Source organism: Cupriavidus sp. 2SB (genome assembly GCF_005503625.1).
Taxonomy (GTDB): Bacteria; Pseudomonadota; Gammaproteobacteria; order Burkholderiales; family Burkholderiaceae; genus Cupriavidus.
On the sequence record NZ_SCMX01000019.1, the window covers coordinates 69,793 to 87,108 of the forward strand.

Annotated in this window: 15 protein-coding genes; 11 read left to right on the forward strand and 4 right to left on the reverse strand. The window is 65.2% G+C overall.

The features are described from left to right. The first annotated feature begins 130 nt into the window (after positions 1-130). From FFS21_RS11630 to FFS21_RS11645, 4 genes are all read left to right on the forward strand, one after another. A complete protein-coding gene (locus FFS21_RS11630; protein ID WP_137924995.1) occupies positions 131-1,627 on the forward strand; it encodes an amidase in 1,497 nt (498 codons plus the stop codon). Between the two features lie 54 nt (positions 1,628-1,681). Beyond that, positions 1,682-2,998, forward strand: coding sequence for an MFS transporter (locus tag FFS21_RS11635; protein ID WP_137924996.1), 1,317 nt, complete (start codon positions 1,682-1,684; stop codon positions 2,996-2,998). Between the two features lie 207 nt (positions 2,999-3,205). Then, a complete protein-coding gene (locus FFS21_RS11640) occupies positions 3,206-4,018 on the forward strand; it encodes an AzlC family ABC transporter permease (RefSeq protein ID WP_137924997.1) in 813 nt (270 codons plus the stop codon). After that, complete coding sequence (locus FFS21_RS11645; protein ID WP_137924998.1) at positions 4,015-4,338, forward strand: AzlD domain-containing protein; 324 nt, start codon at positions 4,015-4,017, stop codon at positions 4,336-4,338. Before FFS21_RS11640 ends, FFS21_RS11645 begins: the two co-directional genes overlap by 4 nt. 10 nt (positions 4,339-4,348) lie before the next feature. On the opposite strand, the gene FFS21_RS11650 is transcribed toward FFS21_RS11645, so the two are convergent. Next, positions 4,349-5,542: a helix-turn-helix transcriptional regulator gene (locus tag FFS21_RS11650; RefSeq protein ID WP_137924999.1), complete on the reverse strand. Its 1,194-nt coding sequence runs from the start codon at positions 5,540-5,542 to the stop codon at positions 4,349-4,351. A gap of 142 nt (positions 5,543-5,684) precedes the next feature. Next, positions 5,685-6,791: a helix-turn-helix transcriptional regulator gene (locus tag FFS21_RS11655; protein ID WP_137925000.1), complete on the reverse strand. Its 1,107-nt coding sequence runs from the start codon at positions 6,789-6,791 to the stop codon at positions 5,685-5,687. A gap of 365 nt (positions 6,792-7,156) precedes the next feature. Here FFS21_RS11655 and FFS21_RS11660 point away from each other — a divergent pair, with 365 nt between their 5' ends. From FFS21_RS11660 to FFS21_RS11690, 7 genes are all read left to right on the forward strand, one after another. After that, on the forward strand, positions 7,157-8,353 hold the full coding sequence (locus tag FFS21_RS11660; RefSeq protein ID WP_137925001.1) for a phosphoglycerate kinase: 1,197 nt from the start codon (positions 7,157-7,159) through the stop codon (positions 8,351-8,353). Positions 8,354-8,444: 91 nt separating this feature from the next. Beyond that, positions 8,445-9,884 (forward strand): pyruvate kinase, encoded by a 1,440-nt coding sequence (gene pyk, locus FFS21_RS11665; protein ID WP_137925002.1) that lies wholly within the window; start codon positions 8,445-8,447, stop codon positions 9,882-9,884. A 112-nt stretch (positions 9,885-9,996) separates the two neighbouring features. Next, positions 9,997-11,061: a class II fructose-bisphosphate aldolase gene (gene fba / locus FFS21_RS11670; protein ID WP_137925003.1), complete on the forward strand. Its 1,065-nt coding sequence runs from the start codon at positions 9,997-9,999 to the stop codon at positions 11,059-11,061. 125 nt (positions 11,062-11,186) lie between these two features. Then, positions 11,187-12,095, forward strand: coding sequence for a phosphoribosylaminoimidazolesuccinocarboxamide synthase (locus tag FFS21_RS11675; protein ID WP_137925004.1), 909 nt, complete (start codon positions 11,187-11,189; stop codon positions 12,093-12,095). A 26-nt stretch (positions 12,096-12,121) separates the two neighbouring features. Then, complete coding sequence (gene purE / locus FFS21_RS11680; protein WP_137925005.1) at positions 12,122-12,619, forward strand: 5-(carboxyamino)imidazole ribonucleotide mutase; 498 nt, start codon at positions 12,122-12,124, stop codon at positions 12,617-12,619. A 61-nt stretch (positions 12,620-12,680) separates the two neighbouring features. After that, the gene (locus tag FFS21_RS11685) at positions 12,681-13,925 is read left to right on the forward strand and encodes a 5-(carboxyamino)imidazole ribonucleotide synthase (protein WP_137925006.1); all 1,245 of its coding nucleotides are present in this window, start codon (positions 12,681-12,683) and stop codon (positions 13,923-13,925) included. Positions 13,926-13,935: 10 nt separating this feature from the next. Beyond that, positions 13,936-14,928 (forward strand): L-threonylcarbamoyladenylate synthase, encoded by a 993-nt coding sequence (locus FFS21_RS11690; protein WP_137925007.1) that lies wholly within the window; start codon positions 13,936-13,938, stop codon positions 14,926-14,928. Between the two features lie 161 nt (positions 14,929-15,089). Here the strand turns inward: FFS21_RS11690 and dacB are convergent, their stop codons facing one another. Then, entirely contained in the window at positions 15,090-16,718 is a 1,629-nt protein-coding gene (dacB, locus tag FFS21_RS11695; protein WP_137925008.1) for a D-alanyl-D-alanine carboxypeptidase/D-alanyl-D-alanine endopeptidase, read from the reverse strand. Between the two features lie 99 nt (positions 16,719-16,817). Next, positions 16,818-17,279: a PACE efflux transporter gene (locus tag FFS21_RS11700; protein WP_137925009.1), complete on the reverse strand. Its 462-nt coding sequence runs from the start codon at positions 17,277-17,279 to the stop codon at positions 16,818-16,820. Between the last annotated feature and the right edge of the window lie 37 nt (positions 17,280-17,316).

Sequence of the window (17,316 nt, forward strand, 5' to 3'; positions counted from 1 at the left end):
TTGTTACGGTGCATCCAGCCTTGGCACAAATACTGCCTTGTGATTTGTGCAATTCTGAATATAGTATACCGACACAAACACGCGCAGACTGGTGGTCCCCACCCGTCCACGTACAACATCTGGAGCCCCCGTGACCCTGCCCGACCTGCCGCCGGCCGATCTTCCCAATGCTGTCTGCCGGATGCCCGTGCATGTCGTGGCCGCCCAATTGGCGCGCGGCGAGACCACTTCGGTGGCGCTGGTCGATGCGTGCCGGACGGTATGGGAATCGCAGAACGGTCAGATCAACGCCATCGTCGTTGCTGACTTCGAGGCGGCGCGCGAAGTGGCTGCGCAGAGCGATGCACGCCGACAGGCTGGTCGTACGCGTGGGGCGCTCGATGGCGTGCCGTTCTCGATCAAGGAATCGTTCGATGTGGCGGGATGGCCCACGACCTGTGGCGCGCCGGCCCGCACCGGCCATCGCGCCGTGGCCGATGCCGTGGTCGTGGAGCGGCTGCGCGCGCACGGCGCCGTGCTGCTCGGCAAGACCAACGTGCCGCTGGGCCTGCGCGACTGGCAGAGCTACAACGCGATCTACGGCACCACGCGCAATCCGCATGACCTGACGCGCACGCCCGGTGGATCGTCGGGCGGCAGTGCGGCGGCGGTTTGCGCCGGCATGAGCTACTTCGATATCGGCTCGGACATTGGTTCTTCGCTGCGCAACCCTGCGCACTACTGCGGCGTGTTTTCACACAAGAGCAGCCACGGCATCGTGCCGTTGCGTGGCCATGGCAATGCTGAGGCGGGGTTTGTCGAGCAGGACATCAACGTGGCCGGCCCCGTCGCACGCAGTGCGCGCGATCTCGAACTGGTGCTGCGCGCCATTGCCGGCCCCGATGCCGCCGATGCGCCGGCATGGCAACTGGAACTGCCGCCGTGCGATCTCGACCGGCTGGCCGATTTTCGTGTGGCCGTGCTGTCAACGCACCCGCTAGCCGAGGCCGATGTGGCGGTCAGTGGCGCGATTGAAGACCTTGGCCACTGGCTGGCGGAACAGGGTGCGCATGTCGCGTGGAACGTCCGCCCCGATTTCGATGCCGCCGAATTATGGCGCGTCTACGTACTGCTGCTGCGCGCCACGACCTCGTTCCATATGGATGACGCGGCGTTTGCCGAGGCAATGCGGCGATCCCATCCAGCCAACGTCGATGACATGGATTACGCGACGATGCAGTTCACGGGCGCCACGCTCACGCATCGCCAATGGCTGTTGATGCAGCACGCACGCGAACGCTTTGCACGGGCGTGGAGCCGATTCTTCGGCGACTACGACGTGCTGCTGTGCCCGGCAGCGTCCACCACCGCGTTTCCAATCGATGAAGTCGGCGAGCCGTGGCAACGCACGATTTCAGTCAATGGCAAGCCGCTGCCGCTGACATTGCAACTGTTCTGGGCCGGCCATTCGGGGCTGTGCGGATTGCCGTCGACGGTGGCGCCCATCGGTCCTGCACGCGACGGCCTGCCCGTGGGCGTGCAGATCGTGGCGCGCCGCTTCGGCGATCTCACGTCGCTGCGTTTCGCACAGCGGCTGGAAGACGCGGGCTACGGCTACCGGGCCCCGCCGTGCCTATCGCAGCCATAAAGACATCGACATATCACCACACAGACATACAGAGAAGCCAAGGGGAGGGCGATCATGCTGGACTGGTTCAAGGAGTTGTCGCGCGCGGAGCGCAAGGGGTTCTACGGGGCGTTCCTCGGGCATGCGGTCGATGTGTTCGACTTCATGATCTACTCGTTCCTGATCTCAACGCTGTTGGCGCAGTGGGGCATGAGCAAGTCGATGGCGGGCGCCATCGTCACGTGGACCCTGGTGTCGTCGCTGGTGGGCGCCGTGGGTGCCGGGTTGCTGGCCGATCGGTTCGGTCGCGTGCGCGTGCTGCGCTGGACCATCATCGTGTTCGCGGTGTCGTGTTTCCTGTGCGGCATTGCCAATTCGCCCGAGCAACTGATGGTGTTCCGGATGATGCAGGGGCTGGGGTTTGGCGGCGAGTCGTCGCTGTGCATGGTGCTGGTGACAGAGCTGATCAAGAACCCCGCGCATCGCGGCAAGTATTCGGGCTTCACGGCCAGCAGCTATTCGTTTGGCTGGGGCGGCGCAGCCATCGCATACGCCATCACGTTCAGCCTGTTCGAGCCGGAAACGGCATGGCGTGTCTGCTTCTTCCTCGGCATCCTGCCCGCGCTGGTGGTGGTGTATCTGCGCCGTAATCTCGAAGAGCCCGAAGTCTTCCTCAAGAGCCGTGCCGAGCGCGCAGCCGAGGGCCGGGTTTCGGCGATGGCCGATCTGGCACGCGTGTTCCGTCGTCCGTTGCTGCGCAAGACGCTGCTGTGCAGCCTGCTCTCGGGTGGCATGCTGGGCGCGTACTACGCCATCGCCACGTGGCTGCCCACGTTCCTGAAAACCGAGCGTGGGCTCTCGGTGTTCGGCACCAGTTCCTACCTCGCCGTGACCATCCTCGGCTCGCTGGTGGGCTATGTGGCGGGCGCCTATGCCACAGACCGCTGGGGCCGCCGGCTGACCTATATCGCATTTGCGGCCGGGGCGTTCGTGATGGCGATGATCTACATGGTGATCCCGGTCTCGAATACATCGATGCTGTTTTTGGGCTTTCCGCTGGGCGTGCTGATGCAGGGCGTGTTCTCGGGCATCGGCGCGACAATCTCGGAGTCGTATCCAAGCGCGGTGCGGGCCACGGGCTACGGCGTGTCGTACAACCTGGGTCGTGTGATCGGTTCGTTCTTCCCGCTGGCCGTGGGCTGGCTCAACAGCGGACGCACGTCGCTGGCGCTGGCCATTGCGATGGTGGCTGGCGTGGGCTATGCGGTGGTGATCGTTTCGGCCGCGCTGCTGCCGGAGACCTCGGGGATCGACCTGAACCAGGCGGGTGGCGGCGACGATCAGGAAGATCCCGCTGCCGCGCAGGCACCGGTGGCGGCGCGTCCAGCCTGATGCTGCTTTTCAGCATTTTCTAAAGCAGGCGGGCGAGGAAACAACAGTCGAAACATCACTTTTAAGTCACCGCTTACCAACGGCAGTCTCCGCCCTATAATGGGGCCTTCGCCATCGGCCGCGCCTTGCGTGGCCGATGGTCATTCCGATGACGATGCCGCCCAAGACGGCCGCCATCCCTCCCGCTCCTGCTTTTTGCCTCCGCCCATGACACCCCGACAGTTGTCCCCGGCATGGACTCGCCTCTGGCATCGCTTTGCCGAAGTCGAGCGCAACGCCTTTCTCGACGGCGCGCGTTTCTTTGCGCCTTCGTTGCCCGCGGTGTTCTCGTGGGGGTTGGTGACCGGGGTGGCCATGAGCAAGTCGGCGCTGACCGTGCCGCAGGCCATCGGCATGTCGCTGCTGGTCTACGCAGGGTCCGCGCAACTGGCCGTGCTGCCGCTGTTTGCCGCCGGCCTGCCGATCTGGACGGTCTGGCTGACCGCTGCCGTGGTGAACCTGCGCTTCCTGATCTTCAGCGCCGCGCTGCTGCCGCATTTCAGCTATCTGCCGATGTGGCGCCGCACGCTGCTGGGATTCTTCAACGGCGACCTGCATTTCGTCTATTTCATGCAGCGCTATGCCGAGCCGGGCTACGCGCCGGGCAAGGAAGGGTATTTCTGGGGCATGGCGCTGACCAACTGTGCCACGTGGCAGGTCTCGTCGCTGATCGGCATCCTGTTGGCGAGCATGTTCCCGGACAGCTGGGGCCTGGCGCTGGCCGGCACGCTGGCGCTGATTCCGGTGATGGTCTCGACGATCAACTCGCGTTCCACGCTGATGGCGGTGCTGGTGGCCGCCGTGGTGGCGCTGCTCTGCTTCGACCTGCCGTACCGGCTGGCCCTGGTACTGGCGGTGCTGGCCGCGATTGCCGCCGGCATGGCCAGCGACGAGATGGCGAACCGGGCCACGCTGCGCGCCATCAAGCGTGGCGGCGGAGGCCGCGAGGCAGGCGCCCCGCAACCGGGAGACCGCACATGAGCGCCATCGACACCTGGATCGCCATCCTCGGCATGACCGTTGTCACCGTGCTGTCGCGGGCGCTGTTCCTGATGGCTGGGGAGCGCGTGACCGTGCCCGACCGCATCCAGCGTGCGCTGCGCTATGCGCCGGCTGCCGCGCTGGCGGCCATCATCTTGCCGGACCTGTTGACCTTCGAGGGGCATTTCACGATTTCGCCGACCAACGACAAGCTGATGGCCGGCATTGCGGCCACGCTCTGCTACGTGCTGACGCGCCGCATGGTGGGGATGATCGCGGTGGGGATGATCGTCTATACCGCGCTGCGGCTGCTGGGTTAGCGGCGAGTGGCTAGCGATCGTCGTGCATGACCGGCTCGCTCAGCACGCTGCCGAGCCGCGTGAGCAGGTGAGCGAGCTGGGCCTGTGTGCTCGTGTTCGTCTTGGTGAAGATCGACTTGAGCTGCGAGCGGCTGGTCTCGCGCTTGATGCCGAGCTGCAGGCAGGCGTCGGGCAACCCGATCCCCGTGGTCAGCAGCAGCGCCAGCCGGCACTCCGCAGGCGTCAGTGCGTAAAGATCCCGCAGCACGGACGGCACCGCGCGGGGTACGCCGTGGTTCTCGTGGATGGTGACCAGCACCGGATGGCCTTGCCAGTCGGGTGACAGATACGCGGCCGGCTTCATCGCCAGGGCTACGATCTGCGCGGCACGGCCATCGGCGCCAATGGCCTGGACGGCCTGGGTGGGCTGTAGCCTGCCAGGATCTCCCACCGCCCGGAAGACTTCGCCGAAGGGCCGCGACAGGCGCCAGGCCGGGCCGTTGCCGTTGCTGGTGTGATTGGCATTGGGCATGCCGCTGCCATTGCCATTGATATTGCCGTTGGAAGGCTCGCCGCCGCCCGGTTGCAGCCGGCGTATCCATGGCTCGCCTGCCGGGTTGTGCATCAACGGCTTGCCCGATTCTCCAAAGACGATCACGCCAAACGGCAGCCGGTTCAGCAGATCCGCCGAAACATGCCCCTGGGCTGCCACGCCATGCATGCGCTCGCGCAGCGCCATGGCTTCTCGCAGGTGCGGGATGGCCCAGTCGAGCTTTCTTGCATCGTCCTCCGAGAACACGACTTCACTGGCAGGCCGCTGGAATGCCAGGTACACCTCATGGCTGGATTGCCGGTCTACCAGGCAAGCCATGACGGAAGCCGGCGGCGGTTCTTCGAGCGCGCGTCCGTCCAGCGGATACCGGGCCGAGACCGGGACCGGCAATTCGCGCCGGTCGATATGCCAACTGCCCACCGGCAGGCTACCCGCGGCGGGCAGGCCGGAGATCAGGCCCGGCGAACGCGACCACTGCGACGGATCTCCCGCCACGCCATGGACGGTATGGCGGGCCAGCACGGTGTGCCGGCCGGCATCCACGATCAACAATGAGGCCTGCGTGCTGTCGCTGAAACGGCAAAGCGCAAAGAGGCTGCGTTGCCACGCGAGGGGATCGAATACGCCTTGGTAAAGACCGCGAATTGTCTCGTGCATGTCACCTTCCTTCATCCTGCTTTTTCCTGTCTCGTTTCTTGTTCTCATGGTTTACCTCCGCATAGGCGCACGGACCCCGCCGTGCGGGGTCGCGCAAGGGCCGGGATCGGCCTGCCTGCGGAGGGAGGAGAGTTACCGCGAAAAGCGCCGGTGGCGTTCAGCCGCCGTCAAGGGCCGCCGACAGTTTCGTCAGCAGGTGCGTCAGTTGGGGCTGGCTGGTGCAGCCGGTCTTCAGGAAGATCGACTTGAGTTGCGTGCGCGCGGTCTCGTGCCGGATGCGCAGTTGGCGGCTGGCCTCGGGCAAGGCTTCGCCGGTGGCAACGCGGGATGCAAGCCGTGTCTCGGCGGGCGTCAGCGCGTAGAGGTTTCGTAGCGCGGTGTCGAGCAGCACCGAAGGGGCGCCGGCCTCGTGCACCACCACCATGGCTGCCGGTTGCTGCCACTGCGAGGCAAACGCATGGGTGGGGGGTAACGGCAGCACCAGCACCTCGGCGTGGTTGCCGAGGCTGTCCGTCGCCCGGGCGGCCTGGGCGCCGAGTGGCGTGGCGGGGTCGCAGGCAGCCTGAAGCATGTCCGGGAAATGGCGCGAGAGTTGCCAGCCGGCCGTTTTGCCAGCAGGGTCCAGGCGGCGCGCCCAGCGCTCACCGGCGGTGTTGGCAAGCAGCAGGCGGCGGTCGGGCGTGTAGACGATCAGGGCAAACGCCAGCCGCTCGATCAGCCGCGAGGACAGGGACGCCAGCGTGGACAGCGCCAGCGTGCGCTCGCGCATCGCGATGGCGGTACGCATGTGGGGCACGACCCAATCGAGCTTGCGGGTGTCCTCGCCGGAAAACGCCTCCTGCGACATCGCTCGCTGCATCGAGAAATAGACTTCGTAGTGCGGCTGCCGCTCGACCAGGCATGCCACATAGGAGCGCAGGTCGAAGCGGTTGAAGAAGTCGCGATAGAACGGGTGGCGCGCCATGGCCTGCGGCCCCAGGTCACGCGCGTCGATGTACCAGGCCCCCGGCACCAGGCGGGGCGCAAAGGACTTGGCCGGATCGATGACCTGGAATTCGGCTTCGTAGGCGGTGAACAGTTCGGTGACGGGGTTGACGACTTCATTGACGGTGACCTGATCAGTCACGGTATCCCACACCATCATCGACGCATGCGCGGAACCGGCCATATTGGTCACCGCACGGAGACTTTGCTGCCACGCCCCTGGATCCAGAATGCCCTCGTACAACCCACGGATGGCACCGTGGACAGCTGCTTGGTCCATGTGACTACCCCTTAGCATTCCAACGACAACAGTCCTTCCCGCTGTACCGGACTGGCCGCGGGAATGGTCGTGCGTCAAACGTCCGATCTAGGTCGGTTGCCCCACATAATGTACTAAAACCATCAAAAATGGTCGGGGTGTCTGACAATGCATATGTTTAATACATTGGGCCATACATTACCGGAAGCGGCGGGGACTGCAACTAGTCCAATACCCCTATGAAGTGGGGGGTCAACTACGATGCGAGTGTTGTATGAGCCGCAAGGGGCCGAACCCGCAAATCCGCAACGACGATCAGGTAAAATGCCGGTTTCCCCGAAATTTATGTGCGGCCGCGTGCCGTTCATGCCTCTGCGCTCCTCGCCATGACCTCTGTTCTGCGTCTTTCCGATCTCATTTCCCAAGGCAAGCTTTCCGGCAAGCGTGTGTTCATCCGCGCCGATCTGAATGTGCCCCAAGACGACGCAGGGAACATTACCGAAGACACGCGCATCCGCGCCTCGGTGCCGGCCATCCAGGCCAGTCTTGAAGCAGGCGCCGCGGTGATGGTGACTTCGCATCTGGGTCGCCCGACCGAGGGGGAGTTCAAGCCCGAGGATTCGCTTGCGCCTATCGCCACGCGCCTGTCCGAACTGCTGGGTAAGCCCGTGCGTCTGGTGCAAAACTGGGTCGATGGTGTGGACGTGGCGCCGGGGCAAGTCGTGCTGCTGGAAAACTGCCGCGTCAACAAGGGTGAGAAGAAGAACAGCGACGAACTGGCCCAGAAAATGGCCAAGCTGTGCGACGTGTACGTCAATGACGCATTCGGGACAGCCCACCGTGCCGAAGCCACCACTGTCGGCATCGCGAAGTACGCTCCCATCGCCTGCGCCGGCCCCTTGCTGGCCGCCGAGATCGATGCGCTGGGCCGCGCGCTGGGCCAGCCGGCCCGTCCGCTGGCAGCCATCGTGGCCGGCTCCAAGGTCTCGACCAAGCTGACCATCCTGAAGGCGCTGGCCGACAAGGTCGACAACCTCGTGGTCGGTGGCGGTATCGCCAATACGTTCATGCTGGCCGCCGGCCTGAAGATCGGCAAGTCGCTGGCCGAGGCCGACCTCGTGGGCGACGCCCGCGCGATCATCGACATCATGGCCGCCCGTGGCGCCTCGGTGCCGATTCCGGTCGATGTGGTCTGCGCCAAGGAATTCAGCGCCACGGCCGCCGCCACGGTCAAGGACGTCAAGGACGTGGCCGACGACGACATGATCCTGGATATCGGTCCGAAGACCGCCGCCATGCTGGCCGACCAGTTGAAGTCCGCCGGCACCATCGTCTGGAACGGTCCGGTTGGCGTGTTCGAGTTCGACCAGTTCGGCAACGGCACCAAGGTGCTGGCCGAGGCCATCGCCGCATCCAAGGCGTTCTCGATTGCAGGCGGTGGCGATACGCTGGCCGCCATCGCCAAGTACGGTATTGCCGACCGCGTGGACTATATCTCCACGGGTGGCGGTGCCTTCCTGGAATTCCTCGAAGGCCGCAAGCTGCCGGCCTTCGAAGTGCTGGAACAACGCGCCGCAGGCTGATGCGGCGCAACGGAGCCGGCCGGTGGCTGGCTCCACGATTACGCAAGACTGTTCAAGCCCCTTTACGCCCCCATTGAAGGAAGCCGCCCGCATGTCCCGTTCCACCAAGATCGTCGCCACCATTGGTCCTGTCTCCAGCACGCTGGAGGTGCTTACCCGCATGATCGGGGCCGGTGTCGATGTGGTGCGCCTGAATTTCTCGCATGGCACCGCGCAGGATCATATCGACCGTGCGGCCATGGTGCGCGAAGCGGCTGCGGCCTGCGGGCGCGAGGTGGCCATCATGGCCGACCTGCAGGGCCCCAAGATCCGCGTGGGCAAGTTCGAGAACGGCAAGGTCACGCTGAAGGTGGGTGATTCGTTCGTGCTCGATTCCAATTGCCAGGTCGGCAACGAGCAGCGCGCTGGGCTGGACTACAAGGATCTGCCGCGCGACGTGGGCCCGGGCGACGTACTGCTGCTCAACGACGGCCTGATCGTGCTGGTGGTGGACCGCGTGCTCGGCAGCGAGATCTTCACCACGGTGCGCGTGGGCGGCGAGCTGTCGAACAACAAGGGGATCAACCGCCAGGGTGGCGGTTTGTCGGCGCCGGCGTTGACCGCCAAGGACATGGAGGACATCAAGACCGCCATGGCGCTGGGCGCGGACTATCTGGCCGTGAGCTTTCCGAAGAACGCCACGGACATGGAAATGGCACGCCAGCTGGCCAACGTGGCCGGGCAGCAGCACAACCACAAGGCACGCATGATCGCCAAGATCGAGCGTGCCGAGGCGATCCGGCCCGGCGTGCTCGAGGAAATCCTTAACGCGTCGGACGGCATCATGGTCGCCCGTGGCGACCTGGCCGTGGAAGTGGGCAATGCTGCCGTGCCGGCGCTGCAAAAGCGCATGATCCGCCTCGCGCGAGAAGCGAACAAGCTCACGATCACGGCCACGCAGATGATGGAAAGCATGATCGTGAACCCGGTGCCGACGCGCGCCGAGGTCTCCGACGTGGCCAACGCCGTGCTCGACGGCACCGATGCCGTGATGACCTCCGCCGAAACCGCTGCCGGGCGCTATCCGGTGGAAACGGTCGAAGCGATGGCGGCGATCTGCCTGGAGGCAGAGAAGTCGGAAGTGGTGCAGCTCGACACCGATTTCCTGAACCAGACGTTCTCGCGCATCGACCAGTCGATCGCCATGGGTGCGTTGTTCACGGCCTATCATCTAGGAGTGAAGGCGATTGCCGCGCTGACCGATTCCGGCGCCACGGCGCTGTGGATGAGCCGCCACCGCATCCACGTGCCGATCTACGCGATGACCCCGAACCTGGCGTCGCAGCGCAAGATGCAGCTGTACCGCAACGTGGTGGCGCTGCCGCTGCAGTCGAGCACCGACCGCGACGAGGCGCTGGAGCAGGCAGAAGAACTGCTGCTCGCGCAGGGCGTGGTGCAGCACGGCGATTTCATCGTGCTGACGATCGGCGAGCCGATGGGCCAGGCCGGCGGCACGAACACGCTCAAGATCGTGCGCGTGGGCAGCAAGTAACAACGTCCGGTGTGGTGCCGCGGACAGACGCGGCGCCGAGGATGCGCGAACCTGCCCGGTGCCGCATCGACAAGAATTCAGAACCTCAAGCTTTTACATTCAGGAGTCAGACATGCCACTCGTTTCCATGCGCCAGCTGCTGGACCATGCCGCCGAGAACAACTACGCCCTGCCGGCGTTCAACGTGAACAACCTCGAACAGGTCCAGGCCATCATGCAGGCCGCCGACGAGGTGAACGCTCCGGTGATCATGCAGGCTTCGGCCGGCGCCCGCAAATATGCCGGCGAGCACTTCCTGCGCCACCTGATCGAAGCCGCGGTGGAAGCCTACCCGCACATCCCCGTGGTGATGCACCAGGATCACGGCCAGTCGCCGGCGATCTGCCAGGGCGCCATCGACCTGGGCTTCTCGTCGGTGATGATGGACGGCTCGCTGCGTGAAGACGGCAAGACCCCGGCCGAGTACGAGTACAACGTGGACGTGACGCGCAAGGTCGTGCAACTGGCCCACGCCGTGGGCGTGACCGTGGAAGGCGAACTGGGCTGCCTGGGCTCGCTGGAAACCGGTGAAGCGGGCGAGGAAGACGGTATCGGCGCCGAAGGCGTGCTGGACCACTCGATGCTGCTGACCGATCCCGAGCAGGCTGCGGACTTCGTGAAGGCGACCCAGCTGGACGCCCTGGCCATCGCCATCGGCACCTCGCACGGCGCCTACAAGTTCACGCGCAAGCCCACGGGCGACATCCTGGCCATCAGCCGCATCAAGGAAATCCACGCGCGCATTCCGAACACCCACCTGGTGATGCACGGTTCGTCGTCGGTGCCGCAGGAACTGCTGGAAGAAATCCGCAAGTTCGGTGGCGACATGAAGGAAACGTATGGCGTGCCCGTGGAAGAAATCCAGGAAGCCATCAAGTACGGCGTGCGCAAGATCAACATCGACACCGACATCCGTCTGGCGATGACTGGCGCCATCCGCCGCTTCTTTGCCGAGAACCCGAGCAAGTTCGACCCGCGCGAATACCTGAAGCCGGCCCGCGAAGCAGCCAAGCAGGTGTGCAAGGCCCGCTACGTGGCATTTGGCTGCGAAGGTCAGGCCAGCAAGATCAAGGGCCTGTCGCTGGTGGATATCGCTGGCCAGTACAAGGCCGGCAAGCTCGCCCAGGTCGTGCAGTAAATCGTGTTTCTCCGCCCCGTCTGCGCAAGGTTTGCGCGCGGGGCGTTCGTTCTTCATGGGGCTTCGCGTAACGTGGCGTTATGCAGGAAGCCCCGCTTGTTTTCAGCCGCAGCCGCTTTCACATCATGTCCGACGCCCTCTACGAATCCTCCATCCAGTCCCTGCCGCTGCTCGGCAAGGGTAAGGTCCGCGACAACTACGCCGTGGGCGACGACAAGCTGCTGATCGTGACCACCGACCGCCTGTCGGCGTTCGACGTGATCATGGGCGAGCCGATCCCGGCCAAGGGCCGCGTCCTGAACCAGATGGCGAACTTCTGGTTCCGCAAGCTCGCGCACATCGTTCCGAATCACGAGACCGGCGTGACCGCAGAGAGCGTGGTGTCGCCCGATGAAGTCGCCCAGGTGAAGGGTCGCGCCGTGGTGGTCAAGCGCCTGAAGCCGATCCTGGTGGAAGCGGTGGTGCGCGGCTATCTGGCCGGTAGCGGCTGGAAGGACTACCAGGCCACGGGCAAGGTGTGCGGCATCGCGCTGCCGGCCGGTCTGCAGAACTCGCAGAAGCTGCCCGAGCCGATTTTCACGCCAGCGGCCAAGGCGGATCTGGGCGAGCACGACGAGAACATCTCGTTCGAGGAAACCGAGCAGCGCATTGGCAAGGAGCTGGCCGCACAGATGCGCGACATCTCGATCCGCCTGTACAAGGAAGCAGCCGAGTACGCCGCCACCCGCGGCATCATCATTGCCGATACCAAGTTCGAGTTCGGCCTGGATGAGGACGGCACGCTGACACTGATGGACGAAGTGCTGACCGCCGATTCGTCGCGCTTCTGGCCGGCGGATTCGTATCAGGTGGGCACCAACCCGCCGTCCTTCGACAAGCAGTTCGTGCGTGACTGGCTGGAAGCCGTGCGCATCGACGGCAAGCCGTGGCCGAAGACCGCGCCGGCGCCGCAACTGCCGGACGATGTGGTGCAGAAGACCGCCGACAAGTACAAGGAAGCGCTGACCCGCCTGACCGGCGAGGAACTGCAGTAAGACAAAGACAGTACGGAATACGACAGATGACTGAAGCAGCAAAGCCCGTGGTGGGCGTGGTGATGGGCAGCAGTTCCGATTGGGACGTGATGCAGCACGCCGTGGCCATGCTCAAGGATTTCAACGTGGCATTCGAAGCCCAGGTGGTGTCCGCGCACCGCATGGCCGACGACATGTTCGCGTACGCCGAGTCGGCGCGCAGCCGTGGCATCCGCGCGATCATCGCCGGTGCCGGCGGTGCCGCGCACCTGCCCGGCATGATCGCCGCCAAGACGATCGTGCCGGTGTTCGGCGTGCCCGTGCCGTCGAAGTACCTGCGTGGCGAGGATTCGTTGCTGTCGATCGTGCAGATGCCCAAGGGCGTGCCGGTTGCCACGTTCGCGATTGGCGAGGCGGGCGCTGCCAATGCCGCGCTGCACGCGATTGCCACGCTGGCCACCACCGACGATGCGCTGGCCAGCGCGCTGGAAGCTTTCCGCGCCAAGCAGACCGAAGCCGCGCGGGCGATGAAGCTGCCTGTTTGAACCCCGGGACGGCCGACTGCCGGCCGTCCGCGATACCTCCGTAGTCAGAGAAGCCTGAGCCATGCCGACCGATATCCATCCCTACCTGTCCGAAGCGCACACCGAGGAATCGCGCGCCGAGTTCGGCGTCGATACCCCGAACTCGCCGATCCTGCCTGGCGCCTGGCTCGGCATGCTCGGCGGCGGCCAGCTCGGTCGCATGTTCACGCATGCGGCGCAGTCGATGGGCTATCGCGTCTGCGTGCTCGATCCCGATCAGGACAGCCCGGCCGGCAACGTGGCGGATCGCCATATCTGCGCGACCTATACCGATGAGGCCGCGCTGGCCGAGATGGCGAAGCTGTGTGCGGCGGTGAGTACCGAGTTCGAGAACGTGCCGTCGATCTCGCTGGACCGCCTGGAGCAGGCCGGTGTGTTCGTGGCGCCGCGTGGCTACTGCGTGTCGATCGCGCAGAACCGCATCGGCGAGAAGAAGTTCTTTGCCTCATGCGCCGAGCGCACTGGCGTGCCGGCGGCGCCGCACTGGGTGATCCAGCACGATGCCGACGTGGATAACGTACCCGACATCGTGCTGCCCGGCATCCTCAAGACCGCGCGCATGGGTTACGACGGCAAGGGCCAGGCTCGCGTGAAGACGCGCGAGGATGTGCGCGCCGCATGGAAGGCCATGCAGCACGTGCCGTGCGTGCTGGAGCAGATGCTGCCGCTGGCCTATGAAGTTTCCGTATTGGCGGCGCGCGCCGCCGATGGCACCACGGCCACGTGGCCGCTGGCCGAGAACGTGCATCGCGATGGCATCCTGTTTTCCACGACGATGCCGTCGAGCAGCGTGTCCGATGACATCGCCACGCGCGCCCGCGCGGCGGCGGCGACGATCACGTCGGAGATGGGCTACGTCGGTGTGCTTTGCATCGAGTTCTTTGTGCTGACCGATGGCACGCTCGTGGCCAACGAGATGGCGCCGCGTCCGCACAACTCCGGTCACATCACGATGGATGCGTGCGAGACGAGCCAGTTCGAGCAGCAGGTGCGTGCCATGGCCCGCCTGCCGCTGGGCAGCACGCGCCAGCACTCGGCGGGCAAGATGCTTAACCTGCTGGGCGATTGCTGGTTCGAGTTCGGCCTGGAGCGTACGCCGGCCTGGGACGAGGTGATGGGCACGCCTGGCGCCAAGCTGCACTTGTACGGCAAGAACGATGCGCGGCCATCGCGCAAGATGGGCCACGTGAACTGCGTGGGCGAGCACGCCGACGAAGCCGCCGAGGCATTCGACACGGCCGCCAAGGCGCTGCATATCCCGCTGTAAGGTTTTTCTGATGTCTTCACGCATGCCCACCGCCGCCGAGCTTGAAGAAGCTGTTCGCTTGCTCGAAGATGGCCAACTCGTGGCGTTCCCGACCGAGACCGTCTACGGGCTCGGTGCCGACGCCGAGAGTCCCGAGGCCGTGGCGCGCATCTTCGCCGCCAAGGGCCGGCCATCGAACCATCCTGTGATCGTGCATGTGGTGGATGGCGCGGACATCGGCTATTGGACTGACGACGTCCCCGACGCCGCCCGCGCACTGATCGACGCCTTCTGGCCCGGCCCGCTGACGATCATCCTCAAGCGGGCCGCGCATATTCCCGCTGCCGTGGCTGGGGGGCAGGACAGCATCGGATTGCGTTGCCCGTCGCATCCCGTCGCGCAGGCGCTGCTGGGGCGCTTCAAGCGCGGCCGTGGCGGTATCGCTGCGCCCTCGGCCAACAAGTTCGGCCAGGTCAGCCCGACCACGGCCGAGCATGTGCGCGATGAGTTTGGTGGTGCGGTGTATGTGCTGGAAGGCGACAACGTGGACATCGGCATCGAATCGTCGATCGTCGATCTGTCGCGACTCGATACGATGGGTCCGGTGCTGTTGCGACCGGGTGCGATCACGGCACAGATGATGGCGGACGTGCTCGGCACACCGCCGCTGGCTCCCGATGCTGCGGCTCCGCGCGCTTCGGGCACGCTGAAGGCGCACTACGCGCCGCGCACCACGCTGACGCTGGCGACGGCCGAGGCATTGCCGCCGTACCTCGATGCATTGTCTGCCGACGGTCGCCTGGCGTTCGTCGCCCGCTCACCGGCGAGCCTCGATACGCGCTGCGTATTCGTGCAGGCACCGACGACGCCGGACGCGTATGCGCAGGCGCTCTATGGCCTGCTGCGTCGCCTGGACAAGGAAGGTTTTCAACGGCTGGTGTTCGAGCCGGTGCCGGGGTCCCATGAGTGGGATGGCGTGCGCGACCGGTTGGGCCGGGCGGCGGCAGCGTTTGAGAGCAACTGATTGACTGTGTAGGTTTTCCCCCTCTCCCGCATGCGGGAGAGGGGCAGGGGAGAGGGCCAGCGGTGCAAATCGCGACGTGCTCGGCAAGCAGACCCTCCGGCCCTCTCCCCCAGCCCCTCGCCCACTGCGCGGGAGAGGGGAGCATCGAGACCTTCAGCCGATCAAGGCGCTCCCTTGTACACCCACTGCATCAGCGCATCGTGTGCTTCCTGCGCGGCCGATGCGTTCGCGTGGTTGATATACGCCACCACCACAAAGCGCTCGCCGTTGAGCGCATCCACATACCCAGCCAGCGCACGGACATCGGCCAGCGTCCCCGTCTTCAGATACGCATTGCCAGCCGCATTCGCGCGCGTCAGGCGATTGCGCAGCGTGCCGTCCACGCCAAGGATCGGCAGCGAATCGAGCAGGGCAGGCCCGACATTGCTGGCCACCGCCTGTTGCAGCAGGCGCGCCATGTCATACGCACTGATGCGTTCCTCGCGCGACAATCCCGAGCCGTTTTCCAGCACCAGTCCTGGCATGTCGAGTCCCTGGCGTGTCAGCCAGCGCTTGATCACGCGTGCCGACTTGTCGGTGCTGGCCGGGCCGTTGCGATCGATCTCGGCGCCGACGGTCAGGAACAGTTGGCGCGCCATCACGTTGTTCGAGAACTTGTTGATATCGCGCACGATGTCGGACAGCGGCTGTCCATAGTGTCGCGCCAGCAGGAACGCGCCGCGCGGCACCGCGCCGCTGCGCAGGCCAGGCGGACGCTGGAATCTGCCGCCTGCAGCCTGCCATTCGGCCACGAAGCCGCCCCAGATGAAATCGCTGTGACTCAGCGTAGCCAGGTTGACGATGTGCTCGCCGCAATCGGCCGAGTAGGTGCCATCGAACGACGCGACGATGGTGCCATCGGGCTGCGGCATGATGCTCGGCGTGGCGCGTGACTTCCAGTCGCCGCAGCGGCCGTTGGCCAGCGTCAGGCGGTTATCCACGCGCAACTGCGCTAGGGCGGGCGTGACGGCCACGCCGACACTGCGATTGGCTGCGTCGGGCGTGATCGTGAACGAGAGCGTCTTGAACGCGTAGAGCAGTGCGTCCGGGTTCACGTTGTAGGCACGCTGCGTCTCGCCGTCAATCGAGTAGTCGCCGCCGTTCAGGCCATCGGCAAAGTAGCTGCGGTCCAGCACGATGTCGCCATTGATAGCCGTGGCGCCCGTGGAGCGCGCCTTGGCCACGAGCTTGGCCATCTCTTCGGGCACGAGCTTGGGATCGCCGCTGCCGCGCAGGTACACGTTGCCGTTGACCGTGCCATCGGGGCCGGGCTGGCCGTCCGCGTAGAGCGAGGTCTGCCAGCGGTAGTCGGGGCCCAGCAGTTGCAGGCCCGCGAACGTGGTGACCACCTTCATCGTCGAGGCCGGGTTCATCGGCGTCTCGGCGTTCCAGCTCACGCGCGCCTGCGGTGCACCCAGCTTGACCACATAGAAACTGGTGGCCGATAGCGGCACGTGCGCGCGGCGCAGGGCCGTTGTCACGGTGGCGGGCAATCCGGTCCGGGAAGCGGCCGGATCATGGGCTTCGGCAGCGGCGCGCGTGGCAATGGCTGCAGCGCCGGTGGCGCCGGCCACCTTGGCGGCCTTCGACGCTTTCGCAGCCTTCGACGTCTTTGCAGGTTTGGCTTTGGCGGCAGGGGCAGCCTGGACGGCGGAGAAGCCGAAGACCGACAGCACGCCGACGACGATGACGGACGACAGGCGGCTGGAGAAAGATGGGGTAGGGGGGGAAGACTTGGGCATGGCGAGCATGTTAACGCATGCCCCATGCCTCGCGGATGACGTGAAGCGGCCGTTTCGGGCCGCTTTTCAGATGAGAGGTCGACCACGCGCCGCGTGGCCGGGTCGAACTCAGTTGGCGGCCTGGCAATCCTGCGTGGCCGATGACTTGATCGGCGTGGCGTTCGGGATCGGGAAGACCGCGTCGTACGCCCAGTTGTAGAAGAACGCGTAGACCATGTAGTAACCGGCCACGGCGATGTCCATGATGAAGGCGTCCCACAGGCCGATACCGAGGTACCACGCCACCGACGGCAGGAACACGATCAGCAGGCCACCCTCGAACAGGATGGCGTGCAATACGCGAATGGCCGCGCTTTTCTTGAGCTGGCCAGTGAACCGCAGCATCGCGCGGTCGAACATGATGTTGTAGATGAAGTTCCAGGTGGCGGCGATCAACGCGGCCACCGCGCCGACGATGCCCATCTGGTGCAACTCGTAGCCGAAGACCAGGCTCGCCAGCGGGGCGAACGTGATCAAGCCAATCACCTCGAAACCGATCGTGTGACGGATACGGTCTGCTGTGGTGCGCATAAAACCTCCTGAATTGGGGCAAAGCTTTCCGCAAAAT